This is a genomic window from Nocardioides palaemonis (assembly GCF_018275325.1).
Taxonomy (GTDB): Bacteria; Actinomycetota; Actinomycetes; order Propionibacteriales; family Nocardioidaceae; genus Nocardioides; species Nocardioides palaemonis.
Genome location: NZ_JAGVQR010000001.1, coordinates 1272302 through 1295001, shown reverse-complemented (window position 1 = coordinate 1295001; position 22700 = coordinate 1272302). Strand labels below are relative to the sequence as shown.

Annotated in this window: 24 protein-coding genes; 13 read left to right on the top strand and 11 right to left on the bottom strand. The window is 73.3% G+C overall.

Going from position 1 to position 22700, the window contains the following annotated elements:
- Nucleotides 1-6: 6 nt before the first annotated feature.
- Both gltX and KDN32_RS06305 read right to left on the bottom strand, forming a co-directional pair.
- A complete protein-coding gene (gltX, locus tag KDN32_RS06310) occupies nucleotides 7-1473 on the bottom strand; it encodes a glutamate--tRNA ligase (RefSeq protein ID WP_211731203.1) in 1467 nt (488 codons plus the stop codon).
- A gap of 8 nt (nucleotides 1474-1481) precedes the next feature.
- Nucleotides 1482-2294: a fumarylacetoacetate hydrolase family protein gene (locus tag KDN32_RS06305; RefSeq protein WP_211731202.1), complete on the bottom strand. Its 813-nt coding sequence runs from the start codon at nucleotides 2292-2294 to the stop codon at nucleotides 1482-1484.
- Between the two features lie 126 nt (nucleotides 2295-2420).
- Between KDN32_RS06305 and KDN32_RS06300 the strand changes: the two genes are divergently transcribed.
- Nucleotides 2421-3317 carry a 3-methyladenine DNA glycosylase gene (locus KDN32_RS06300; RefSeq protein ID WP_211731201.1) on the top strand — a complete coding sequence of 299 codons (897 nt, stop codon included), beginning with the start codon at nucleotides 2421-2423 and terminating at the stop codon, nucleotides 3315-3317.
- Here the strand turns inward: KDN32_RS06300 and KDN32_RS06295 are convergent.
- Nucleotides 3314-3955 carry a sulfotransferase family protein gene (locus KDN32_RS06295; protein ID WP_211731200.1) on the bottom strand — a complete coding sequence of 214 codons (642 nt, stop codon included), beginning with the start codon at nucleotides 3953-3955 and terminating at the stop codon, nucleotides 3314-3316. The genes KDN32_RS06300 and KDN32_RS06295 overlap by 4 nt on opposite strands.
- A 41-nt stretch (nucleotides 3956-3996) precedes the next feature.
- On the opposite strand from KDN32_RS06295, the gene KDN32_RS23230 reads away from it, so the two are divergent.
- Nucleotides 3997-4605 (top strand): pentapeptide repeat-containing protein, encoded by a 609-nt coding sequence (locus tag KDN32_RS23230; protein ID WP_211731199.1) that lies wholly within the window; start codon nucleotides 3997-3999, stop codon nucleotides 4603-4605.
- Between the two features lie 99 nt (nucleotides 4606-4704).
- Here the strand turns inward: KDN32_RS23230 and KDN32_RS06285 are convergent, their stop codons facing one another.
- Nucleotides 4705-5256, bottom strand: coding sequence for a TetR family transcriptional regulator (locus KDN32_RS06285; protein WP_211731198.1), 552 nt, complete (start codon nucleotides 5254-5256; stop codon nucleotides 4705-4707).
- Nucleotides 5257-5368: 112 nt separating this feature from the next.
- Between KDN32_RS06285 and KDN32_RS06280 the strand changes: the two genes are divergently transcribed.
- The 3 genes from KDN32_RS06280 to KDN32_RS06270 are packed head-to-tail and all read left to right on the top strand — an operon-like array spanning nucleotide 5369 to nucleotide 7297.
- Nucleotides 5369-5989 (top strand): biotin transporter BioY, encoded by a 621-nt coding sequence (locus tag KDN32_RS06280; RefSeq protein WP_249216369.1) that lies wholly within the window; start codon nucleotides 5369-5371, stop codon nucleotides 5987-5989.
- A 1-nt stretch (nucleotide 5990) separates the two neighbouring features.
- Nucleotides 5991-6692, top strand: coding sequence for an energy-coupling factor ABC transporter ATP-binding protein (locus KDN32_RS06275; protein ID WP_211731196.1), 702 nt, complete (start codon nucleotides 5991-5993; stop codon nucleotides 6690-6692).
- The gene (locus tag KDN32_RS06270; RefSeq protein ID WP_211731195.1) at nucleotides 6689-7297 is read left to right on the top strand and encodes an energy-coupling factor transporter transmembrane component T family protein; all 609 of its coding nucleotides are present in this window, start codon (nucleotides 6689-6691) and stop codon (nucleotides 7295-7297) included. Before KDN32_RS06275 ends, KDN32_RS06270 begins: the two co-directional genes overlap by 4 nt.
- Before the next feature lie 4 nt (nucleotides 7298-7301).
- Here KDN32_RS06270 and KDN32_RS06265 read toward each other — a convergent pair whose 3' ends face one another.
- Both KDN32_RS06265 and KDN32_RS06260 read right to left on the bottom strand, forming a co-directional pair.
- Nucleotides 7302-8711: an amidase gene (locus KDN32_RS06265; RefSeq protein WP_211731194.1), complete on the bottom strand. Its 1410-nt coding sequence runs from the start codon at nucleotides 8709-8711 to the stop codon at nucleotides 7302-7304.
- A 16-nt stretch (nucleotides 8712-8727) separates the two neighbouring features.
- Nucleotides 8728-9282, bottom strand: a complete 555-nt coding sequence (locus KDN32_RS06260; protein WP_211731193.1) for an NADPH-dependent FMN reductase — start codon at nucleotides 9280-9282, stop codon at nucleotides 8728-8730.
- A gap of 73 nt (nucleotides 9283-9355) precedes the next feature.
- Between KDN32_RS06260 and KDN32_RS06255 the strand changes: the two genes are divergently transcribed.
- Nucleotides 9356-9946 (top strand): TetR/AcrR family transcriptional regulator, encoded by a 591-nt coding sequence (locus tag KDN32_RS06255; protein WP_307853771.1) that lies wholly within the window; start codon nucleotides 9356-9358, stop codon nucleotides 9944-9946.
- A 3-nt stretch (nucleotides 9947-9949) separates the two neighbouring features.
- Here KDN32_RS06255 and KDN32_RS06250 read toward each other — a convergent pair whose 3' ends face one another.
- Together KDN32_RS06250 and cimA are read right to left on the bottom strand one after the other, a co-directional pair.
- The gene (locus KDN32_RS06250; protein ID WP_211731191.1) at nucleotides 9950-10306 is read right to left on the bottom strand and encodes a DUF6264 family protein; all 357 of its coding nucleotides are present in this window, start codon (nucleotides 10304-10306) and stop codon (nucleotides 9950-9952) included.
- Between the two features lie 19 nt (nucleotides 10307-10325).
- Complete coding sequence (gene cimA, locus KDN32_RS06245; RefSeq protein WP_211731190.1) at nucleotides 10326-12020, bottom strand: citramalate synthase; 1695 nt, start codon at nucleotides 12018-12020, stop codon at nucleotides 10326-10328.
- Nucleotides 12021-12427: 407 nt separating this feature from the next.
- Here cimA and KDN32_RS06240 point away from each other — a divergent pair, with 407 nt between their 5' ends.
- From KDN32_RS06240 to KDN32_RS06230, 3 genes are all read left to right on the top strand, one after another.
- Nucleotides 12428-14368, top strand: a complete 1941-nt coding sequence (locus tag KDN32_RS06240; RefSeq protein ID WP_211731189.1) for a glycosyltransferase family 2 protein — start codon at nucleotides 12428-12430, stop codon at nucleotides 14366-14368.
- Nucleotides 14365-15591, top strand: coding sequence for an acyltransferase family protein (locus KDN32_RS06235; RefSeq protein WP_211731188.1), 1227 nt, complete (start codon nucleotides 14365-14367; stop codon nucleotides 15589-15591). The genes KDN32_RS06240 and KDN32_RS06235 overlap by 4 nt, the downstream gene beginning before the upstream one ends.
- A gap of 61 nt (nucleotides 15592-15652) precedes the next feature.
- Nucleotides 15653-16015, top strand: coding sequence for a TraR/DksA family transcriptional regulator (locus KDN32_RS06230; RefSeq protein ID WP_211731187.1), 363 nt, complete (start codon nucleotides 15653-15655; stop codon nucleotides 16013-16015).
- A gap of 4 nt (nucleotides 16016-16019) precedes the next feature.
- Here the strand turns inward: KDN32_RS06230 and KDN32_RS06225 are convergent, their stop codons facing one another.
- A complete protein-coding gene (locus tag KDN32_RS06225) occupies nucleotides 16020-17747 on the bottom strand; it encodes a serine/threonine protein kinase (protein ID WP_211731186.1) in 1728 nt (575 codons plus the stop codon).
- A gap of 83 nt (nucleotides 17748-17830) precedes the next feature.
- Here KDN32_RS06225 and KDN32_RS06220 point away from each other — a divergent pair, with 83 nt between their 5' ends.
- Nucleotides 17831-18517 carry a lysoplasmalogenase gene (locus KDN32_RS06220; protein ID WP_211731185.1) on the top strand — a complete coding sequence of 229 codons (687 nt, stop codon included), beginning with the start codon at nucleotides 17831-17833 and terminating at the stop codon, nucleotides 18515-18517.
- Nucleotides 18518-18527: 10 nt separating this feature from the next.
- Here the strand turns inward: KDN32_RS06220 and KDN32_RS06215 are convergent, their stop codons facing one another.
- Nucleotides 18528-18917 carry a VOC family protein gene (locus KDN32_RS06215; RefSeq protein ID WP_307853769.1) on the bottom strand — a complete coding sequence of 130 codons (390 nt, stop codon included), beginning with the start codon at nucleotides 18915-18917 and terminating at the stop codon, nucleotides 18528-18530.
- Entirely contained in the window at nucleotides 18914-19195 is a 282-nt protein-coding gene (locus KDN32_RS06210; protein WP_211731184.1) for an ArsR/SmtB family transcription factor, read from the bottom strand. Before KDN32_RS06210 ends, KDN32_RS06215 begins: the two co-directional genes overlap by 4 nt.
- 92 nt (nucleotides 19196-19287) lie before the next feature.
- Between KDN32_RS06210 and KDN32_RS06205 the strand changes: the two genes are divergently transcribed.
- From KDN32_RS06205 to KDN32_RS06195, 3 genes are all read left to right on the top strand, one after another.
- Nucleotides 19288-20214: a phytanoyl-CoA dioxygenase family protein gene (locus KDN32_RS06205; protein ID WP_211731183.1), complete on the top strand. Its 927-nt coding sequence runs from the start codon at nucleotides 19288-19290 to the stop codon at nucleotides 20212-20214.
- A 275-nt stretch (nucleotides 20215-20489) separates the two neighbouring features.
- Nucleotides 20490-21818 (top strand): HNH endonuclease signature motif containing protein, encoded by a 1329-nt coding sequence (locus KDN32_RS06200; RefSeq protein ID WP_307853768.1) that lies wholly within the window; start codon nucleotides 20490-20492, stop codon nucleotides 21816-21818.
- A gap of 271 nt (nucleotides 21819-22089) precedes the next feature.
- The gene (locus tag KDN32_RS06195) at nucleotides 22090-22674 is read left to right on the top strand and encodes an NERD domain-containing protein (protein WP_211731182.1); all 585 of its coding nucleotides are present in this window, start codon (nucleotides 22090-22092) and stop codon (nucleotides 22672-22674) included.
- Nucleotides 22675-22700: the final 26 nt, after the last annotated feature.

Genomic DNA, 22700 nt, shown 5'->3' with positions numbered 1-22700 from the left:
CGCCCCTCAGCCGAGCGCGGACCGGAGCCGCGCCAGGCTGCGGTCGCGCCCGAGCAGCTCCATCGACTCGAACAGGGGCGGGCTGACCCGCTTGCCGCTCACCGCGACCCGGACCGCGCCGAAGGCGACGCGCGGCTTGAGCTCCATGCCCTCGATCAGCGCGACCCGCAGCGCCTCCTCGATCGAGGCGGTGGACCACTCGTGGACGTCCGCCAGCGCGTCGTGGGCGGCCTGCACGACCGCGAGTCCCTGCTCGTCGAACGCCTTGGCGGCGTCGTCGGGGTCGCGCTCGAAGTCGGCCTCGTCGACGAAGAGGAAGCCCAGCATCGGCACCGCCTCGCCCAGCTTGTTGATCCGCTCGCCGACCAGCGGCATCGCGAGCTCGAGCAGCTGCGCGTCGGCGTCGGAGACGGGGTCGCCGACGACGCCGGCCTCCTTGAGGAACGGCAGCGCGCGGTGGGTGATCTCGTCGAGCGACAGCAGCCGCATCTGCGCGGTGTTGATCGCCTCGGCCTTCTTGAGGTCGAAGCGCGCGGGGTTGGGGTTGACGTCCTTGATGTCGAACGCCTCGACCATCTCCGCCATCGAGAACACGTCGCGGTCGCCGGCGATCGACCAGCCGAGGAGCGCGAGGTAGTTGAGGAGGCCCTCGGGGATGAAGCCCTGCTCGCGGTAGGCCAGCGCGTGCGCCTCGGGGTCGCGCTTGGAGAGCTTCTTGTTGCCCTGGCCCATGACGTAGGGCAGGTGGCCGTAGACCGGCACGCTCGTCGCGATCCCGAGCTCGACCAAGGCCTCGAAGAGCGCGAGCTGGCGCGGCGTGCTGGACAGCAGGTCCTCACCGCGCAGCACGTGGGTGATCTGCATCATCGCGTCGTCGACCGGGTTGACCAGGGTGTAGAGCGGGTCGCCGTTGGCGCGCGAGAGCGCGTAGTCGGGGACGTTCTCGGTCTCGAAGGTGATGTCGCCGCGGACGGCGTCGTCCCAGGTGATCGAGCCGTCGGGCATCCGGAAGCGGACGATCGGCGCCCGGCCCTCGGCCACGAACGCGTCGCGCTGCTCGTCGGAGAGGTCGCGGCAGAAGCCGTCGTAGCCCTGCACCTTGGAGCCGGCCGCCTTGCGACGTGCGTCGACCTCCTCGTTGCGGCAGTAGCAGTCGTAGGTGTAGGACGACGCGCGCAGCCGGTCGAGCACGTCGCGGTAGATGTCGCCGCGCTCGCTCTGCAGGTACGGCCCGTGCGGCCCGCCGACCTCGACGCCCTCGTCCCAGTCGAGGCCCAGCCAGCGCCACAGCTCGAGGATCGCGTCGTAGGACTCCCGGGTGCTGCGCTCCTTGTCGGTGTCCTCCATCCGGAAGACGATCTGGCCGCCGTGGTGGCGCGCGAAGGCCCAGTTGAACAGGGCCGTACGCACGAGGCCGACGTGGGGCGAGCCGGTCGGGGACGGGCAGAAGCGAACGCGGACGGGGGTGGTCATCGGGATGCTCAGTTCCTCTTCGCGACGGGGTTGGCCAGGGATCCGATGCCGGCGACCGAGATCTCGACCTCGTCGCCCACCTGCATCGGACCGACACCCTCGGGGGTGCCGGTGAGGATGACGTCGCCCGGGAGCAGCGTCATCACAGAGGAGACGTGGGCGACCAGGGTCGGCACGTCGAAGATCATGTCGGACGTCGAGCCGTCCTGGACGAGGTCGCCGTTGAGGTAGGTCTGCACCTCGCGCCCGTCGGCGAATGCCTGCGGGTCGAGGTCGGTCTCGATCCAGGGGCCGAGCGGGCAGAAGGAGTCGAAGCCCTTCGCGCGGGTGAACTGCACGTCCGACTTCTGCAGGTCGCGCGCGGTCACGTCGTTGGCGATCGTGTAGCCGAAGATCACGTCGGTGGCCTGCTCGGGCGGGACGTCGCGGCAGATCCGGCCGATCACGACGGCCAGCTCGCCCTCGTAGTGCAGGTCGCTGGTCTGCGACGGGTAGTAGACCGGGTCGCCCGGCCCCACGACCGTCGTGTTGGGCTTGAGGAACATCAGCGGCTCGGCGGGCAGGTCGTGGCCGAGCTCGGCGGCGTGGGCGGCGTAGTTGCGGCCGATACCGACCACCTTGCTGCGCGGGATCACCGGCGCGAGCAGGCGTACGTCGGCGAGCCGGTGCTCCTCCTCGAGCAGCTTGACCCCGACGTAGAGCGGGTCGCCCGCGAGCGCCACCACCACCGAGTCCTCGGCCGGCTGGCCGTGCTCGTCGACCTCGCCGGTCACGACGCCGAAGCGTGGCTCCTCGCCCGTGCTGAACCTGCAGATGCGCATGCGCCGAGACTATCGAGCGGCCGCACGCCCCAGCGCATCGAGACCGGCGCGGACGTCCGCGGTGGTGCTGTGGCACACGCTCCCCCACCCGACGCCCGTCCGAGGCCCTCTCTAGAGTCAAGCGTCATGGAGGTGCTCTCGCGCGACACGTGGCGCGCTCGTGACGAGGCGCACGCCGCGCGGGTCGATGCGCTGGTCGCGCCCCACCTCGCCCGCCGCGCCGACCAGGTGAAGCACCCGGTCCACGACTTCCTCTTCACCTACTACTCCCAGCGCCCCGCCCAGCTGCGGCGCTGGCACCCGGGCGCCGGGGTCGCGCTCGAGGACGCGCCCGAGCACGCCGCCCTCAAGGGCTACGGCCCGGTGTCGCTGGTCGAGGAGGACGCCCCGCGCCCGTCACGAGACCCGGTCGCCGTGACGACGGCGTACGTCGTCTCCCAGCAGCGGCTGCTGCGCCAGCTGCGCGGCCTGCTGGCCGCGACCGCGGCGCGGGCACCACAGCTCAGCTGCTTCGGCCTGCACGAGTGGGCGATGGTCCACCGCTCGGTGGAGCACGGCACCCGCCACGACTGGCCGTTGCGGCTCGGCCCGGCCGGCACCGACGAGGTCGTCGAGTCGCACCGGATCGGGTGCTCGCACTTCGACGCGTTCCGCTTCTTCACCCCGACCGCGCGTCCGCTCAACACCCTCCAGCCCGGCCGCGACGACCGACCCGCGTTCGAGCAGCCGGGCTGCCTGCACGCCGGGATGGACCTCTACAAGCACGCCTTCCGGCTCACCCCGATGGTCCCCAGCGAGCTGGTGGCCGACTGCTTCGAGCTCGCGCGCGACATCCGGGTGCTCGACATGCGCGCCTCGCCGTACGACCTCGCCGACCTCGGGTTCGAGCCGGTGCGGATCGAGACCAGCGCCGGCAAGGCGGCCTACGTCGAGGCACAGAGGGGGTTCGCCGAGCGGGGCGCACCGCTGCGGGCGCGGTTGCTCGCCGAGTGTGACCGGGTGCTCGCGGCGGTGCCGGCCTAGAACTCGTAGCCGAAGGCCTCGATGGTGTCGGCGAAGACGTCGGCGACCCGCTGGCGCGAGACGTCGGTGTAGAGCTCGCGGTAGTGGCCGGCCGGGCGGGCGTTGCCCTTCGCGCGCGGCAGGTCCGGCTCACCGGGCAGGCCGAGCTGCTGCCAGACGTCGGTCAGCTCCGCGTCGAGGTTCTCGTAGCGCAGGACCCGGTCGAGGGCCATCTTCCCGCGGATCCGGTAGAGCCGACGGTTGTTGGAGAGCTGCTCGATCCAGATCTCCTGGACGTAGGTCTCGAAGTCCGGGAGCTCCGGGCGGTCCTTGTACTTCCAGAAGTAGAGCGACACGACCGCGTCCCACGGGTTCCGCTCGATCGCGAAGGTGAAGTAGTCGCGCCACGCGTCGGCGCCGACGAGGTCACGGGTGGCCTTGGCGCCCATGTGGTTGTAGGCCTTGCGCGGCAGCGGCGGCGACTGGAAGTTCTGCGGTCCGCGGCCGCCGGCGGCCGCGCGCAGCGCCTCGTCCTCGGGACTGATCTCGGTGATGATGTCGTCGGGGCCGCACACCTGCGACAGCGCGATCTCCACGCTCGTGCCCGCCGTCTTGCGGGTCTTGAGGAAGATGAAGCGGTGGAGGTGGGACGCGATCACGGGAAGACCCTAGCCGTCGCCGCGCGGATACGGTGTCCGGCGTGACCGAGCCCCAGAACGCCACCGACCAGCACTTCCGCGGCGACGACTGGTACGGCGACGACCTCGGCGCCGCCCGGTTCACCGACTGCACGTTCACCGACGTCGACCTCTCCGAGGCCACCACCTCCGGCGCCGTCTTCGAGCGGTGCACCTTCCACGGCGGCAGGTTCAACGCCTCCACGCACACCGCGACGGCGTTCGTCGGTTGCGACTTCCGGCGCACGTCGTTCTTCGACGCCACCCTCGACGGCTGCAAGCTGGTCGGCTCGACCTTCGCCGAGTGCACCCTGCGCCCGCTCACCGTCACCGGCGGGTCCTGGCTCGGGGTGACGGTCCGGGGCGGGAGCCTGGCGCGCCTCGACCTCACCGGCGTCGACCTGCGCGAGGCCGACCTGTCGATGACCGACCTCACCCTCACCGTGCTCGCCGACGCCCGGCTCGACCGGGCCGTGCTGCGCGACGCCACCCTCGACCGTACGGACCTCCGCGGCGCCAGCCTCGACGGCGTCGACCTGGCCGCCGCGAGGCTGAAGAGGACCCGGCTCGACGTGGCCGGCGCGGTCCTGCTCGCCGAGCTGCACGGGGCCGACGTCGACCCGTCCGCCTGACCGAGCCCGGTATCTGGGGACGTTCTGGTGGGCGACAGGGCTTTCCGAACCCCCAGAACGTCCCCAGATACCCAGCCGACGGGCGGATCGAGGACAGGTTCAGGCGAGGCGGGAGCGGAGGCCGTCGACGACCAGGTCGAGCCCGAGGTCGAAGTCGGGCAGCGACTCCAGCGAGCGCTCCACCGCGCCGAGCCCCACCGCCTGCCGGGCGGTCTGCTCCTCGAAGGCGTGGCCGAAGACGTAGTGCAGGAGCGTCCGGGCCGCGACCGCCGCGAGCTCCTCGGACGCGCCGGCGTCGGTGAGCACCTTCTCGAGCTCGGTCACCGGACCGGCCGCACCGAGGCCGAAGGCCCACACGGTCGCGACCACGTCGGCGCCGTCGGTGCAGGCGAGCATGGCGAGGCGCAGCTCGGTGCAGACCTCGCGCAGCCGGTCGTCCCACGCGACCGCCGTACGCGGGCGGGCGCCGCGGGCGAGCACCTCGTCGGCGACGGCGGCGAGCAGCGCCTGCTTGCTCGCGAAGTGGTGGTAGATCGCGCTCGGCTGGACCCCGAGCTCGGAGCCGAGGCGACGCATGGTGAGCGCGGCGAGTCCGTGGTTGTCGAGCAGCGCCACCGCGTGGTCGAGCACGTCCCGGCGCCTGTGGGCCACGCCACACCCTCCCGCTCCTCGGACCGCGTTGACGCGGCGTTCGCGCCCACCCTAACCTGAACACCGTTCAGCCTGAACGGCGTTCAGGTCCGATCCCCCGCGAGGAATGCCGATGACCGCCACCACCCAGTCCGAGACGTCGCCCGGAACCGGTGCCTCCGCCCGCGGCGGGTCGTCGTCGCCGTCGCGCGACATCGCCCTGGTGGCCGCCTTCGCGGCGCTCATCTCCGCCAGCGCCTACGTCGGGGCGATCCCGATCGGCAGCGCCGGCGTGCCGATCACCCTCCAGACGCTCACCGTGATGCTGGCCGGCTGCGTGCTCGGCCCGGTGCGCGGCTTCTCGGCCGTGGTGCTCTACCTCGCCCTCGGCGCCGTCGGCCTCCCGGTCTTCGCGGAGCACTCGTCGGGCATCGGCGTCTTCACCGGCATCAGCGGCGGCTACCTCCTGTCCTTCCCGCTGGCGGCCGCCCTCGGCGGGTTTCTCGTCCAGTACGTCGCCCGCGAGCGCCGCACCCGCGCGATCGTCGTGTTCTTCTGCTCGCTCGCCGCGAGCGTGCTGGTGATCCACACCCTGGGCATCGCCGGCATGAAGCTCTACGCCGACGTGTCCTGGCGCCAGGCGGCGTCGTGGGACATGCCGTTCTGGATCGGCGACCTGGTCAAGACGTCGCTGGTCGCGATGATCGCCGCCGAGGTGCACCGCGCGTTCCCGCAGCTCCTGCACCGCGACTGAGGTGACCGCGATCCGCTTCGAGGCGGCGGGACTCCGCGTCCCGCTGCCCGGCCGCGGCGAGCGCGAGGTGCTCGCCCCGACCACGCTCGACCTCACCGAGTGGCGCATCGGCGTCATCGGCGCGAACGGCTCCGGGAAGTCCACGCTCGCGCGCATGGTCAACGGGCTGGTCCGGCCCTCGTCGGGGCGCGTCCTGGTCGACGACCTCGACGTGGTCCGTGACGGCGCAGCCGTCAGGCGGCGGGTCGGCTTCTGCTTCACCGATCCGGCCGCCCAGCTGGTCATGCCGACCTGCGTGGAGGACGTCGAGCTGTCGCTGCGGCGCTCGGTCCCGGACGCGGCCGAGCGGCGCGAGCGGGCGATGGAGGTCCTCGCCGCGCACGGCCTCGCCGACCACGCGCACGACTCGGTCCACTCGCTCTCCGGCGGCCAGCGCCAGCTGCTGGCCATCGCCGGGGTGCTGGCGACCTCGCCGGCGGTGGTGGTCGCCGACGAGCCGACGACGCTGCTCGACCGGTCCAACACCCGCCGCATCGGCGACACGCTGCTCGGCCTCGAGCAGCAGCTGGTGCTGGTCACCCACGACCTCGACCTCGCCGCGCGCTGTGACCGGGTGCTCGTGGTCGACGGCGGTCGGGTGGTCGCGGACGGGACCCCCGACGACGCGATCGTGCACTACACCGACCTGGTCGACGCCCGATGAGCGACCTGATGGCCGGGCTCCACCAGCCGGGCGACACCGTCCTGCACCGCGCGCCGGTCGGCGCCAAGGTGCTCGGGCTCGCCGCGCTGAGCCTGGCGATCGTGGTGGTCCGCGACGTGCGAGCCGCACCGGTCTTCCTGGCCGTCACGCTGCTCCTCGCCGCGCTCGCACGGGTGCCGCTGCGGTCGGTCTGGCGCGCGGCGCGCGGGGTGCTGGTGCTCGCCGCGGTCGCGAGCGCGTTCCAGTGGTGGTGGTACGGCGGCGCCAAGGCAGCCGAGACGTTCCTCGACCTGCTCAGCCTCGGCCTCGCGGCGCTCTCGCTCACCGCGACGACGTCGGTCAACGAGATGGTCGACGCCCTCGCCCGCTGGGCCCGCCCCCTGCGGGTGGTCGGCGTCGACCCCGACCGGGTCGCCCTCGCGGTCGCGCTCACGATCGGCGCGCTGCCGGGCACGATCGCCATCGCCCACGAGACGCGCGACGCGGCCCGCGCGCGCGGACTGGAGCGCAACCCGCGGGCCTACCTCTCCCCCTTCGTGATCCGGGTCGTCGCCCGCGCGCACGAGTCCGGCGACGCGCTGCACGCACGCGGGATCGGCGACTGATCGATCACCAGCCGGGCGGGTGCCTGTCCACCCACGGAGCGGCCTGCTCGACCTGGGCGGCCACGGAGAGGAGCAGCTCCTCCTCGGCCGGCCGCGCGGCGAGCATGACACCGACGGGCAGCCCGTCGTCGGTCCAGTGGAGCGGCAGCGAGACGGCCGGCATGCCGGTGACGTTCCATGCGCTGGTCCACGGGGTGAACGCCTTCTGGTTCGCGAAGTCGCGCGCGGGGTCCGCGTCGTCGCGCAGCTCGCCGACCAGCGCGGGCGGCCGGGCGAGGGTCGGCGTGAGGACCACGTCGTAGGCCGCCAGCGCCGTGAGCGCGGCCGCCGCGTGGCGGCGCATCCGGCCGATGGCCAGGCCGAACTCCGGTCCGCTGACCTGGCGGCCGAGGTCGCCGAGCCAGCGGGTGAGCGGGCGCAACCGGTCCTCGCGGCCCGGAGGTGCGGGCGAGAGGGCGGTGAGGACGGCCCAGCAGGTCTCGAAGTCGGCCACCGCGTCGCGCGGGATCGGCACGGGGACGTCCTCGATCTCGTGGCCGAGCGACGCGAGCAGCCGCGAGGCGTCCTCCCACGCGGCCACCGACGACGGGTGGACGTCGACGTCGGCGATGACCGGCGTGACGAACCGGGCCACGCGCAGCCGGCCCGGCTCGCGGTCGCAGGCGTCGAAGAACGACGTGGTCGGGGCCGGTGCCCAGAACGGGTCGCCGACGCGTCGGCCCTCCAGCACGTCGAGGAGGGCGGCCGCGTCGCGGACGGTGCGGGCGAGGGTGCCGGGCGTGGCGAGACCGGTCGGGTCGCCGTACATCGGCGCTCCGCTCACCCGGCCACGGGTGGGCTTCAACCCGACCAGGCCGCAGCACGAGGCCGGGATCCGGATCGAGCCGCCGCCGTCGGACCCCGGCGCGAGCGGCAGCAGGCCCGCGGCGACCGCGGCGCCCGCTCCCCCGGACGACCCGCCCGCCGTCCGCGTGGTGTCCCACGGCGTCACCGACGGCGGCGCGACGTCGGGCTCGGTGTAGCAGGGCGATCCGAACTCGGGCGTGCTGGTCTTGCCCAGGCTCGGCATCCCGGCGGCCTCGACGGTGCGGACCAGCTCGTCGGACTCGTCGGGGACGAAGTCGTCGTAGGCCGCCGAGCCGAACGTGGTGCGGACGCCGGCCGTGGGGTGGAGGTCCTTGATGCCGGTCGGGACGCCCCAGAGCGGGCCGGCCCCGTCGGGCCGGCCCGCCTCGGTGAGTCGGCGTGCGTGGTCGCGCGCCTGCTCGTGGGTGGTGGTGACGAACGCGCCCACGTCGTCACGAGTCGGATCAGTGGCGCGCGTCGCGTAGTGCTCGACCAGCTCGAGCGGCGACACCTCGCCGCGGCGTACGGCGTCGCCCTGCTCGAGCGCGGTCAGGTCGTGCAGCACCATGCTGCCGACGCTACCGTCAGGCGGCGACCTCGGCCTCGTGCGCCACGAGCGCGTCGAGCGCGCCGAGCAGCTCCTCGACCTTCGCCTCGTCGGTCAGCGGGTCACCCTCGACCGCGGCGACGTCGACGACGATGCCGTCGACGACCACGGCACCGGCGATGGACGCCGAGTGGCGGGCGTGCTCGTGCGACCACTTGCCGCCGTAGGGCGTGGGCGTCGCGCCGATCGCGGCGAACGGCTTGCCCACGATCGCACCCTGGCCGTAGGGCCGCGAGAGCCAGTCGATGGCGTTGTTGAGGATCGCCGGCATGGTGCCGTTGTACTCCGGGGTGATGGCGAGGACGCGGTCGGCCGACGCGACGGCCTGGCGCAGCGAAGAGGCGCTGGCGGGCACGGTGTCGCCGTCGATCTCCTCGTTGTAGAACGGAACGGCGTCGAGGCCCTCGACGACGTCGACGGTGACACCCGCGGGGGCGTTGTCGCGCAGGTGCTCGGCGATGCGGCGGTTGAGCGAACCGGCGCGGGTGGAGCCGAGGAGGACGGCGACACGGGTCTGCTTGTCAGTAGTCATGACCGGCTAAACGGACCGTGGTCCGCTTCTATTCCCGTGCCGCGGAACTTTTTCCGCGCCTAGGGTGGGGCGCGTGACCCGACTGCTCCCGCTGGCCGACGAGCCGGCCCCGGAGCGCGCCGACGCGGCCCGCAACCGCGAGGCCATCCTCGCAGCCGCGCTCCGGCTGGTGGAGACCCGGGGAGTCGGCTGCGTGACGATGGACACGGTCGCCGCCGAGGCCGGTGTCGGCAAGGGCACGGTCTTCCGCCGCTTCGAGACCCGCGAGGGACTGATGGCCGCGGTGCTCAACGAGTCAGAGACGGCCTGGCAGGCCAGCGTGATCTCCGGTCCGCCGCCGCTGGGCCCCGGCGCTCCGCCGCTCGAGCGGCTGCTGGCCTTCGGCCACTCGCGGCTGCGGACCAATCTGACCCACGCCGACCTGATCGCGGCGGCCGGGCGCCCCGGCGCGCGCTCGACGGCCGCGGTGTCGTTCGTCAACATGCACGTGCGCCACCTGCTCGGCGAGCTCGGCGTGCGCGGCGACCTGCTGATGCTCGCCACGGCGCTGCTCGCGCCGCTGGAGATGGTCGTGCTCGACCAGCAGGTCACCCACGAGCACCTGCCGCTGGAGCGGATCGAGGCGGGCTGGGACGACCTGGTGCGGCGCGTCGTCGAGGGGTGAGGCTCAGCCGACGGCGCTGAAGGTGATCATCGCGCCGGCGAACCAGCCGGCGATCCCGAGCACCAAACCCGCCAGCGGCACCCACCACGTCCGCCGCCCGCGCGCCCACCGCACGATCATCCAGACCAGCGCGACGAGGAACGCCACGACCGGCGCCCCGGCGGACGTGAACACGCCCACGCCGATGAGCGTGTCGTTGCAGGTGTCGGTCGTGCAGCCGTCGGATGCCATCGCGGTCAGCAGCCCGAAGACCGAGCCGATGAAGACGAGCACGGCGAGGCCGAGCATCAGCAGGACCGTCACCACCCGGTCGGCCGGGCCCACGGACCGGGTTGCCGGGGCGTACGAGGAGTCGCTCACGCCCGAAAGATAGACGAGGTCAGCGGTGGTGGCGGCGCAATCCGAAGGTGAGCCCGTCGACCAGCGCGCCCCAGGACGCCTCGATCACGTTGGCGCCGACCCCGACGGTGACCCACGACGACTCGCCGTCGCTGGTCTCGATCAGCACGCGGGTGATGGCGTCGGTGCCGTGACCGCCGGGCAGCGAGGGGTCGAGGATGCGGACCTTGTAGTCGATCAGCTCGAACTTCGCGACCTCCGGGAACGCCTGCCCGATCGCCTCGCGCAGCGCGGCGTCGAGCGCGTTGACCGGGCCGTTGCCCTCCCCGGTGACGACGTAGCGCACGCCCTCCGCCACCGGTTTCGAGACGGGTCGCTCGTCCGCTGGCGCGTCCGAGCCGAGCCCCCTCAACCTGCTCGCCTCTTCCTGTCGCCTCGCTAGCTCCGCGCCAGGAGCTCGCAACTTCACCGTCGCCTCGGAGATCGCCTCGCCATCGGTGCGAGTCTCGGTGATCACCCGCCACGACTCGACGTCGAAGTAGGAGGGGCGCGCGCCCTCGACCTCCTCGGCGAGGAGCAGCTCGAAGGACGCGTCGGCGGCCTCGAAGGTGTAGCCGCGCTGCTCCATCGCCTTGACCCGGTCGGTGACGCGGGTGACGAGCTCCCTGTCGTCGGACAGGTCGTAGCCGAGCTCGCGGCCCTTGAGCTCGATCGACGCCCGACCGGCCATGTCGGAGACGAGCAGGCGCATGTCGTTGCCGACGACCAGCGGGTCGAGGTGCTGGTAGAGGTCGGGGTCGACCTTGATCGCGCTGGCGTGCAGCCCCGCCTTGTGGGCGAAGGCCGACGTGCCGACGTAGGGCTGGCGCGAGGCGGGCGGCACGTTGGTGACCTCCGCGACGGCGTGCGCGATGCGGGTCGCCTCGCGCAGCAGGCCCTCGGGCAGGACCGAGCGGTCGAGCTTGGTCTCGAGGTTGGCGACGACGGTCACCAGGTCGGCGTTGCCGGTGCGCTCGCCGTAGCCGTTGATGCAGCCCTGGACGTGGCTCGCGCCGGCGGCGACCGCGGCCAGCGAGTTCGCGACCGCGCAGCCGGAGTCGTTGTGGGCGTGGATCCCGACGCGGGTCCCGGTGGTCTCGATGACGTCGAGCACCACGTCGGAGACCCAGTCGGGCAGCATCCCGCCGTTGGTGTCGCACAGCGCCACCACCTCGGCACCGGCCTCGGCTGCGGTCCGCAGCACCTCGAGCGCGTACGCCCGGTTGGCGCGGTAGCCGTCGAAGAAGTGCTCGGCGTCGAGGAACACCGTCTGCCCCTCCTCGCGCAGGTGCGTGACGGTGTCGCGCACCATCGCGAGGTTCTCCTCCAGCGTGGTGCGCAGCGCGAGCTCGACGTGCCGGTCGTGCGACTTGGCGACGAGGGTGACGACTCCGGCGCCGGAGTCGCGCAGCGCGGCGACGAGCGGGTCGTCGGCGGCGCGTACGCCCGCGCGACGGGTGGCGCCGAACGCCGCGAGCCGCGCGTGGCGCAGGTCGAGCTCCTCGGCGGCGCGCCGGAAGAACTCGGTGTCCTTGGGGTTCGCGCCCGGCCAGCCGCCCTCGATGTAGCCGACGCCGAGGCCGTCGAGCTGGCGCGCGATGGCCAGCTTGTCGGCGACGGACAGGTTGAGGCCCTCCTGCTGGGCGCCGTCGCGCAGGGTCGTGTCGTAGACGTGGAACGCGCCGTGGAGGTCCATCGGTCTTCTCTCGTGTCTGTCCGGGTCGGGTGGTGCGGAAACGAAAAGACCTCCTGGGGTGCAGGAGGTCGGCGCGGCGGGTGGTCCCGTCGCGCTAGCGAATGATGATCGTGGAGATCGAGGTGGTGCTCACGACACCGATGGTGCCACCAGTCACCGGGGATGAGACGCGGATCTCGCGATCCGGTCGCCCAGCCCGTCCTCACGCCTGCCTGTCGGACGTCTCCGTCCGGCTATCGCGCCCGTGACCCGGCTCACCGCCGGAACGCGGTCCTCGAGTTGCGATCACGCCACCGACTTCGGAACAGTCGAGGGCTTCGTTCGGCGGATCCCCACCCGGGATCCCGACCGGACCCGCGGCTCACGCAGACGCACTCACCGACCACATCTCGATGAGAAGGACTTCCGTGACCACCCTCCCCCGCAGTCTTCCGAGCACGCCGTTCGACCGGCCCCGCACCACGGGCGCCGTCGTCGGGCGGCGCGAGATCCTGACCCCGCCCTCCCGTCTGGACCGGGCCACCCGGCGCCGCATCGTCGCGGTGATCGACCCGGTCTGGAGCACCGACACCGACGACCCGACCGACCACACGCGCGCCCCGCGCGAGGTCATCGAGCGCGCCGCCGAGCTGCTCACCGCCCGCCTCAAGCCGGGCGAGCTGATCTCGGCGACGCCCAACGGCCGGCTGCTGCTGCAGCTGCGCCGTGAGGACCGCGCCGCGCGACCGGTGCGCCTGCAGGAGATGGCGTACTTCGCGCTCGAGGTGCTCGACCGGCTCCACCGCACCGACGGCGTCGTCGACCTCGGCGTCGGCTGGTCGCCGATCACCCGCAAGCAGGACCCGGAGGCCGCCGCGAAGGCGGCCGCCGAGGCGGCCACCGAGTCGCTGCGCCAGCGCGACCTCCAGCCGCGCCAGGACGGCGCCCACGTCAAGGCCCGCAACCCGCGCATCTCCGGCTGGACCGCCTGGCGCCAGGGCGTCTGGGCCACCGTCGGCAGCATCGCGCTGCCGTTCCTCGCGATGGTCGCGCTCTACCGCGTCGGCATCGACGTCAGCACCCCGCTCTACTGGACCCTCGTCGTCGCGCTCGGCATCACCGCGCTGACGATCTGGGCCGAGGTGTCGCACGCCTTCACCCCGCCCAAGCTCCCCGCCCGGCCCGAGGGCCCGGCGCCCCGGGCGACCGCGGTGATCGCGGCGTACCTGCCCAACGAGAGCGACACCATCCTCGAGACGGTCGAGCACTTCGTCGCCCACGAGTACGAGGGTGGGCTGCAGGTCGTGCTGGCCTACAACACCCCGGTCGACCTGCCGGTCGAGGCCGAGCTGGCCGCGCTCGAGGAGCGCCACGACGACCTCGTCGTGCTGCGGGTCCCCGACTCGACCTCCAAGGCGCAGAACGTCAACGCCGCGCTGCGCGTCGCGACCGGTGAGCTGATCGGCATCTTCGACGCCGACCACCACCCGGCCGACGGCTCCTTCGAGCGGGCCTGGCGCTGGATCGCCGACGGCCACGACGTGGTCCAGGGCCACTGCGTGATCCGCAACGGCGAGGACTCCGCGCTCGCCCGCCTGGTCGCGGTCGAGTTCGAGCAGGTCTACGCCGTCTCCCACCCGGGCCGCGCCGCGCTGCACGGCTTCGGCATCTTCGGCGGCTCCAACGGCTACTGGCGCGCCACCGCCCTCGAGCGGATCCGGCTGCGCGGCTCGTTCCTCACCGAGGACATCGAGGCGTCCATGCGGACCCTCGACGCCGGCGGCAGCATCGTCAACGACCCCGGGCTCGTGTCCTACGAGCTGGCCCCCGACCGCGTCGGCGCGCTGTGGAAGCAGCGGATGCGCTGGGCGCAGGGCTGGTTCCAGGTCTCGGTCCGCCACCTGTGGACCCTGCTGCGCAACCCGCAGCTGTCGGTGCGCCAGCGCCTCGGCCTGACCTACCTGCTCGGCTGGCGCGAGGTCTACCCGTGGGTCTCGCTGGCCGCGTGGCCGCTGCTCGGCTTCCTCGCCTGGCGCGACGGCGGGCTCGACATGTCGACGCCGCTGTTCGTCCTGATCACCCTGTTCGTGACGGTGTCCGGCCCGCTGCAGACGCTCGCGGCGTACCGCCTGGCGGAGCCCAGCGTGCGCCGGCACAAGCGCTGGTTCGTCACCGCCGCGATCCTCAACCTGCTCGTCTACACCGAGGCGAAGAACCTGGTGAACCGCGTCGCGCACCTCAAGCAGCTGCGCGGCGAGCACCAGTGGGTCGTCACCCCGCGGACCGCCTCGAGCACCGGCTCGTCGTCCGCCGACGACTCCTCGACCTCCCCCTCGACCTCTGCCGACACCCCGGAGGTGGCCGCATGAGCACCCTGACCGTACGTCCGCGTCCCGCCCCCGAGCGCGACACCGGCCCCACCGGGTCGGGGTCCGCGTCGAACGACCGGCGGGTCTTCCCCCTCACCACCCTCCGCGCCCTCGCGGCGCTGAGCGTCGTGACCTTCCACGCCTACCAGTCGATGCGCAGCGGATCCGACTCCGCGTGGCCGTGGGACGGCCTCGCCCACCGGCTGATGACCGGCACCGACCTGTTCGTCGAGATGTTCTTCGTGCTCTCGGGCCTGGTGCTCTGGCTGCCGGTCGCCCGGGCCGTCGCCGCCGGCGGCGAGACCCGGTCGGGTCGCGCGATGCTGCTGCGACGGACCGCCCGGCTGCTGCCGCTCTACCTGACGGTGGTGCTGGTGGTGTGGTCGCTGACCAACTACCGGGTCCCCGGCCACTGGCAGGACCTGCTCCTGCACCTGACGTTCACCCACGTCTACAGCGACGACTACATCTTCTGGACCGCGGGGCCTGCCTGGAGCCTCGCCGTGGAGTTCCACTTCTACCTGCTGGTCGCGCTGTCGTTCCCGGTGATCCGGTGGGCGCTGCGTCGCTGGCCGCAGGCGCGCACCGCGGTGCTGGTGCTCCCGCCGACCCTGCTCGCCGTCGTGGGCCTGGCCTACAACGCGCTGATGATCCACGTCGTCCACCCCGACATGACCGACTGGTCCGCGTGGTTCTCCCCCGCCTCGCGGGCCGGCAGCTTCGCGGTCGGCATGTTCCTCGCGGTGCTGAGCGCCCGCGAGATCACGTTGTCCATCGTCGCACGCCGGATGACGGCGTCGGTTGGCATCGCCGCGCTGCTCGCGCTGGTCGTCGCCCGCCCGGAGACCGCGGTCACGCACTGGTGGCCGACGATGTACGCCGTCGCGCTGGGCGTCGCGCTCGCCGCGATCGTCCTGCACCGCGGCCCGTGGGCGCGCGTGCTGAGCGAGCCGACGCTCGCGTGGCTCGGTGGCCTCGGCTACGGCATCTACCTGATCCACGAGCCGGTGCTGCGCCTGGTCAAGCACCTCGGCCTGGCGCCGGAGCCGCAGCAGGGACCGGCGTTCCTCGCTCTCGCGGTGCTGGTCGCGATCCCGACGATCGCTCTCGCGTGGGTCAGCTCGAAGACCGTCGAGGCGGCCGGCCTGCGGCTGGCGACGCTGCTCGACCGCGACGGTCGCAGCCGCGACTACTACCCGCACCTCGCGTCCGACCCGGCCTGAGGCCGGGCGCGTCGTGCCCGTGGGACGGTCCACTGTCGGTGGGCCGCCCCATGATGGTGTCGTGGACACCCGCGACCCCGAGTCGGCGCGCGAGCGGCTGCGTGCCGAGCGCGACGACGCGCTCGCCCGGCTGGCGAGCCTGACCGGCGACTTCGACGCCGTGGTCGCCGCGTCACTGGACTCCAACGCCGACGACGAGCACGACCCCGAGGGCCACACGATCGCCTTCGAGCGCTCCCAGATCGGCGCGATCGTCACGCAGGTGCGCCACCACCTCGCCGAGCTCGACGCCGCGCTCGACCGCGTCGACGCCGGCACCTACGGCACGTGCGAGGCGTGCGGCCGGCCGATCGGCGACACGCGCCTCGACGCGCTGCCGGCGGCGCGGACCTGCATCGCGTGCGCGGGCAGGCGCCAGCCCTGACCGATCAGAACCAGCGCGGCAGCTGGACGTCGGAGAGCGGCGCGTCGTCGTACGGCGTCCAGCGCGGTCCCTGCGCCGCGGCCGCCGCGGCCAGCCCGGAGCCGAGGGCGCCGACGAGCAGCGTGACCAGCAGCCAGGCCACGCCACGCCGCGCGAGCGGGTCGACGACCCGGTGGACCGGTGAGCGCAGCCGCTCCGAGCCCGGCCCCCACCACAGCCCGACCGCGAAGGCCGCACCGACGACGCCGAGCGAGGTGGTCAGCGAGACCGACGCGGCGAAGCAGATCAGGCCGACGGCCGCGGTGATGCCGACGCACCAGAAGAGGAGCAGCACCGTGCCGCCGAGGCCGGCGACGACGTGCCAGGGCGCCGCGAGCAGCAGCTGGATGCCGTCGTACCACTTCGCCCCGCGCCGGCTGCGCCGGTTGCCGACCGAGCTCGCCGCCAGCGAGCCGCTGCGCAGCAGCCACGCGGTGACGAACAGCACCGCGAGCGCGACGTAGGGGGCGTAGGTGATGCCGCCGGCGACCACGCCGCCGAGCGCGAGCAGCGACAGCCCGCGGCGCAGCCGCTCCCCGGCCGGGACCGGTTCCGGTGCGCCGTAGTCGGTGACCCACTCGGTCGAGCCGTCGGGCAGCACGCGGGTCTGCCGGTGCGGCAGCGTGCCGGCCTCGCCCCACCCCTGGGTGGGCGGACCGTAGGGGTCGTCCCGGACGTCCGGCTCGTCCCAGTCCGACGACCAGTGCACCGGCTCGTCCACGACCCCGGGCGGCGCCGCAGGCACGACGGGCGGGACCGGCGTGGAGGCGCCGGGAGCGCGGGTGGCGACGTCGGTGGGCGCGGCGGCGGCCTGGTGGGCGGCCGCGACGTAGGGCAGCGTCACCGGGTGGGCCGCGGTGCGCGGGGGTCGCGGCGCGTCGCCGTGGCGCAGCTCGTCGAGCCAGTCGCGGACCTCGTCGAGCGTCGGCCGGTCGGCCGCGTCGGGCGCGAGGGCGTCCTCGACGAGCGGCAGGACGACCGGGTCGAGGTCGGACAGGTCGTGCTCGCCGCGGCGGACGCGGTCCATGATCGCCACCGACGGGCCCCGGCCGAACGGTGCGCGACCGGTGCCGGCGTAGGCCACCGTGGCGGCCCAGGCGTGCACGTCGGACGCGGCGGTGGCGTCCTCGCCGTGGAGGATCTCGGGAGCGAGGTAGCCCGGCGTGCCGAGCAGCCAGCCGTTCATGGTGATGCGCGAGTCCTCCGCGACGCGGGCCAGCCCGAAGTCGATCAGGATCGGCGTGCGGCCCTCCATGATCACGTTGGACGGCTTGATGTCGCGGTGCAGGACGCCGACGGAGTGGACCGCGTCCAGCGCCTCGGCGAGGCAGTCGGCGAACCACAGCAGGTCGTCGCCCTCGAGCGGACCCTCCTCCTGCACGTGGTCGTGCAGCGAGAGCCCCGGGACGTAGCGGGTGGCGACGAACGGGATCTCGCCCCACGGGTCGGCGTCGACGATCTCCGCGATCCGGCGGCTGCGGATCCGGCTCAGCGAGCTCACCTCGCGGGCCAGCCGACGGCGCGCCTCGTCGTCGCCGACCACGTGCGGGCGCAGCACCTTGATCGCGACCGGTCGCTCCCCCGGCTTCTGGCCGAGGTGGACCACGCCCATGCCGCCCTCGCCGAGGCGGGCGCGCAGCGCGTAGCCGCCGACGGTCAGACCGGGCGGCGGCGCCTTCGGGGACGTCGTCACGGGACGATGGTACGGGCGCGGCTGCGGCATCCCCCGCACCCGCGCGTCTGGCCCCGCGCCGCGTCCGGCCCCATGATGGCGCCGTGCCCAGCGCCCGCGCCCTCGTCCGCCCCGCCGCCTACGTCGCCCTCGCCGTGGCCGACACCATCGCCGCCGGCCGCGGGCCGACCGCGCGACGCCTGAGGTACGTCCTCAAGCCCGCGCTGATGCCTGCGCTGGCGTGGGCGTCCGCCGAGCACGCCGACGGCTCGCAGCTGGCGCGGAGGACGACGGCCGCGCAGTGGCTGTCGTGGGGCGGCGACGTCGCCCTGCTCGGCGACGGCGAGCGGGCGTTCCTCGCCGGCGTCGGGTCGTTCTTCGGCGCGCACGTGGCCTACGTCGCCGGCTTCCTCTCGGTGCGCGACCCCGAGCCTGGCTGGTCCGACCTCCGGCTCCCGCTCGCGCTGTGGGCCGCCGCGGCGCCGGTGATGGGACTCGCGGCCGGGCGGCAGGACCCGTCGCTGCGCGCGCCGGTCACGGCGTACGCCACGGTCCTCAGCGCGATGTTCGCCGCGTCCCGGCTGGTCGACCGGTCGCTCCCCCGCTCCTCGCAGCGGGCGCTGCGGGCCGGCACCGCGCTCTTCGTGGTCTCGGACACCGTGCTCGCGACCCAGGCGTTCGTGCTGGCGCGACCACGGCCGGCGATCGACGCGTTCGTGATGGCGACCTACACGGCCGGGCAGGGGCTGATCGCCGCAGGGGTGGCAGGGAGCTCCCAGCGGGCGACCTGACCTGGCCCGGTCAGCCGGTGCGCTGCGCCAGCTGGAGCAGGTTGCCGCACGTGTCGTCGAGGACCGCGACGATGACCGGGCCCACGTCGGTCGGCGGCTGGGTGAAGGTGACGCCGAGCGCGGTGAGGCGCTGGTGCTCGGCGTCGATGTCGTCGACCCCGAGCACGCACCAGGGGATGCCGTCGGCGGCGAGCGCGTCGGTGAACGGCGCCACCGCGGGGTGGCCCTTGGGCTCGAGCGAGACCTCGGTGGCGGCGTCGCTGTCCCCCAGCCGGACCGTGAGCCAGCGGTGCTCACCCAGCGGGACGTCCGCGGTGACCTCGAAGCCGAGGGTGCCGGCGTAGAAGTCGAGCGCCTGCTGCTGGTCGTCGACGAAGATGCTGATGGTCTGGAGCTTCACGTGCCTGCCTTCCGGGTGGGCCACCGCTCGGCGATCTCGGCGAGCGGGGTGGTGTCGATGGTGTGGAGCTTGTAGCGACCCCGTCGCTCCACCGTGACGAGCCCTGCCGACTCGAGGACGTCGAGGTGCTGCGACACCGCCTGGCGCGTCGGGGTCAGGTCGTGCTTCATCGCCAGGCGGGAGCAGAGCTCGAACAGCGTCTGCTCGTCGCGCTCGACCAGCTCGTCGAGCAGGGCCCGGCGCGTGCCGTCGGCGAGCGCCTTGTAGATGTCGGCCACGCCGGAACGTTAGGCAAGTGCTCACTTGCCTGTCAAGGACGACGGCCACAATTCGGGTGCGCACGCCCGCGCCGCGCGCGTAGAACCGACGCATGGACCTCGACCGCGCGCGGCAGACCTGGATCGACGACGGCTACGTGGTGCTGCCGGCGTACCTCCCGCCCGAGGTCCTCGAGCCGGCCGTCGCCGGGCTCGGCGACCTCTTCCCGTCGGCGGACGACTTCCACGACGGCGTCGACCCGGAGCGCAACGCGCGCTTCGTCGGCGACGGGTTCGACGGCATCGACGCCTTCCCGTTCGCCAGCCTCGCGGTCAGCCGGGTGCCCGTCAGCGAGGCGATGCGCGAGCTCGCGACGACCCTGCTCGCCACCCCGGACGTCCGCCTCTACTCGGCCGAGGCCTGGGGGAAGTACGAGGGTGCGGCCGACTACGACCAGGACCTGCACCGCGACTACCTCAACCACACGATCCTCACGCCGTCGAGCGCACCGCAGTTCCGCCAGCTCGAGGTCTTCGTCTTCCTCTCGGAGGTGACCGTCGAGCTCGGGGCGCCGCGGATGGTGCGCCGCTCGGAGGTCACCGACGCGCTCCCGGCGCGGCCGAACTTCTTCCCGCGCTCCGACCCTGCCGACGCCGACGCCGACGCCGACGCCTTCGTCTCGACGGGACGGCCGGACCTCTACGAGCTCGAGGTCCCGGCGACCGGGCCGCCCGGGACGGTCGTGGCGTTCCAGCCGCAGACCGTGCACCGCGGATCGGCGATCACGCAGCCCCGGGGCGCGCGGTTCACCATGCACGTCAGCTATCGGCCCGCTGCCGCGGAGTGGGCGCAGCGCCACGCCTGGGCCGACCGCAGCCACGACGACCACTGGTACGCCTTCGTCGACCAGGCCGGTCCCCGCGAGCTGGCTCTCCTCGGGTTCCCCGAGCCGGGGCACGCGTACTGGACGGACGAGACGCTCGAGGGCGTCGCGCAGCGCTACCCGGGCCTCGACCTGACGCCCTGGCGCCAGGGTTAGGTCGGCAGCGGTCATCGCGACGCGAGCGTGGGCCTCGTGGGCCTCGTTGGCCTGCGCCACTCTCTGCACAGGCTACGAACACCCTTGCGAAAAGTGTGTGAGTGGCGTAGCGTGGTCCTCACGTCTCCGAGACTTCCGGGTAGTCGAATGCCGGGGTGGGGGGAGGCGAGCCGCGAGGGTCATGTAATTGCCTCCCCAGCTGGGGGCCTCCAGGAGCGACGACCGTGATTCGACCGTGCACGCGCACGATCGACCGTCGTCGAGAGGAGGCCGCAGTGACCCACCCGATCATCACCACCGCGGGCCTCATCGACGACGCGCTCAAAGCGGTCGTCGACGCCAACCCGACGTTCATGTCGACGACCGAGAAGGCCGACGCCCTGCGTGAGCTCGTGCGGCTCGAGTCGCGCGTCACCGAGCTGCGCCTGCGTGTCATGGCCGACGCCGCCGACGTCGCCGCGGAGACCGGCGCGCGCGACGCGGCGGACTGGCTGGCCCACGAGACCCGCCTCCGCCCGGAGGACGCGCGCGCCGACCTGCGGCTCGCCACCGCCCTCGACCGCGGTCGCCCCGAGGCGGGCGCTGCCCTGCGGGCGGGCGACGTGACGCCGGCGCAGGCGCGCGTCGTCGTCCGCGCCCTCGAGGACCTGCCAGCCGTGGTGCCCGCGGAGGTCGTCGACGAGGCGGAGCGGGTCCTGGTGGGACACGCGGCGCGCTTCGCCCCGAAGCAGCTCGCCCGCATCGGGCGCCACATCCTGTCGGTCGTGGCCCCGCACGTCGCCGACGAGGCCGAGGCGCAGCGCCTCGCCGCGCAGGAGCAGGAGGCGCGACGCCGCACCCGCGTCTCGCTGCGCCGCCAGGGCGACGGCACGACCCGCCTGTCGGCGCTGCTTCCCGACGCCATTGCCACGCGGCTCGCCCACTACCTCGAGGCCTTCGCCAACCCGCGCTGCGACGACTCCCCCTTCGGCGCTGCGGGCGTCGACCGCGACCCCCGCGTCGACCCCGACCCCGACGACGGGGCGACCGCGCACGACCCGGTCGCCCGCCTCCCCTACCCCCGGCGGCTCGGCGAGGCGTTCTGCCAGCTGCTCGAGTGCCTGGACCCCGGTCGGCTCCCGGTCCACGGCGGCGACGCGACCACGATCGTCATCACCATCGACCTCGACGCGCTCAGGTCCGGGATCGGTGCCGGTGACCTGCTCGGCGCCGGGACAGTTCCGAGCGACGCCCACCACGACCCGTGCGCGGGCGAGCACCTGAGCGCGGGCGAGGTCCGGCGGCTCGCCTGCAACGCCCGGATCCTCCCCGCCGTGCTCGGCGGCGCCTCCGAGGTCCTCGACCTCGGCCGCGCGCAGCGCCTCTTCACCGCCGCCCAGCGCCGCGCGCTGCTGCTGCGCGACCGCACCTGCCGGGCCGAGGGCTGCGACATCCCCGGCACGTGGTCCGAGGCCCACCACTGGGTGCCGTGGTCGGCCGACGGCCCCACCGACCTCGCCAACGGCGTCCTGCTCTGCTCCCACCACCACCATCGCGCCCACGACCCCGCCTTCTCGACCGAGAGGCTTGCCAACGGCGACGTCAGGTTCGCCAGGCGGACGTGAGGAGACTCGAGTTGGGTCAATTCCGTCCGGCTGAGCTGGATGCGTGGTGAGATCGGTCGGCAGACGACTGATCGGGGGATCGATGGGCGGAACCACGTCCTATCCGAAGCGCGAGCTCGGCCGGTTGCGTCGATCGTGGCTCAGACGCAACCCAGTCCCCGTCCTGCTGGTGGTCTCGGCCCTCTCTGTGTTCGTGCTGCTCACCTCATGGGCTGCCGTGCGGTTCGGGAGCTCAGCCGCCTGGTACGCGATCGGACTCGCACACGCAGCGGTGGCAGCCGCCTTCCTCCACCTCCTCAACACGGCCGTCCTCGCCCACGAGCCGCGCGCGATCCACCACCTGCGTGGGAGCTGGGGCGAGGACAACACCCGCTCGGAGCTGGAGGCTGCGAGGAAGAAGAAGCTGGTCTGGGGATGGGTCGACAGCATCACGCTCCGGGCTGGCGACCTGGACCACGTGGTCATCACCCGCAACGGTGGCGTGGTCGTCCTCGACTCGAAGTTCCACACGTCGGTCACCACCGCGAGCGTGGCGGCGATGACTGCGTCGGCTGCGCGAGCGCGTGTCCGCACCGAGGCGCTCGCCCGCACGCTCCTCAAGCCCGAGGCCCACGGTCGACGGCGAGCGAATCGCACCAGCGTGTCGGTGACGTCCTGCATCGTCCTGTGGGGACCCGCTCGCCACGGTGTGCCGGAGGGCTTCCAGGCCGACGGGGTGCACTTCGTGGACGGAAGGCGCCTGTGCGAGTGGCTCTCGGCGCTTCCGCCGTCCGCAGTCTCCGAGGAGGCTGCGCGGGAGTTCCTGCAAGGCCTCACGGCCTTCCGAGCAAGGATGCAGCTCGACGTCGCGCGATGACCCACCCGTCTCGGTCATCCGGCCGA

Bases quoted from the DNA above. Each gene is read 5' to 3' on its own strand.
- gltX (WP_211731203.1), bottom strand. From the start codon at position 1,473: ATGACCACCCCCGTCCGCGTTCGCTTCTGCCCGTCCCCGACCGGCTCG.
- KDN32_RS06305 (WP_211731202.1), bottom strand. From the start codon at position 2,294: ATGCGCATCTGCAGGTTCAGCACGGGCGAGGAGCCACGCTTCGGCGTC.
- KDN32_RS06300 (WP_211731201.1), top strand. From the start codon at position 2,421: ATGGAGGTGCTCTCGCGCGACACGTGGCGCGCTCGTGACGAGGCGCAC.
- KDN32_RS06280 (WP_249216369.1), top strand. From the start codon at position 5,369: ATGACCGCCACCACCCAGTCCGAGACGTCGCCCGGAACCGGTGCCTCC.
- KDN32_RS06270 (WP_211731195.1), top strand. From the start codon at position 6,689: ATGAGCGACCTGATGGCCGGGCTCCACCAGCCGGGCGACACCGTCCTG.
- KDN32_RS06265 (WP_211731194.1), bottom strand. From the start codon at position 8,711: ATGGTGCTGCACGACCTGACCGCGCTCGAGCAGGGCGACGCCGTACGC.
- KDN32_RS06260 (WP_211731193.1), bottom strand. From the start codon at position 9,282: ATGACTACTGACAAGCAGACCCGTGTCGCCGTCCTCCTCGGCTCCACC.
- cimA (WP_211731190.1), bottom strand. From the start codon at position 12,020: ATGGACCTCCACGGCGCGTTCCACGTCTACGACACGACCCTGCGCGAC.
- KDN32_RS06235 (WP_211731188.1), top strand. From the start codon at position 14,365: ATGAGCACCCTGACCGTACGTCCGCGTCCCGCCCCCGAGCGCGACACC.
- KDN32_RS06205 (WP_211731183.1), top strand. From the start codon at position 19,288: ATGGACCTCGACCGCGCGCGGCAGACCTGGATCGACGACGGCTACGTG.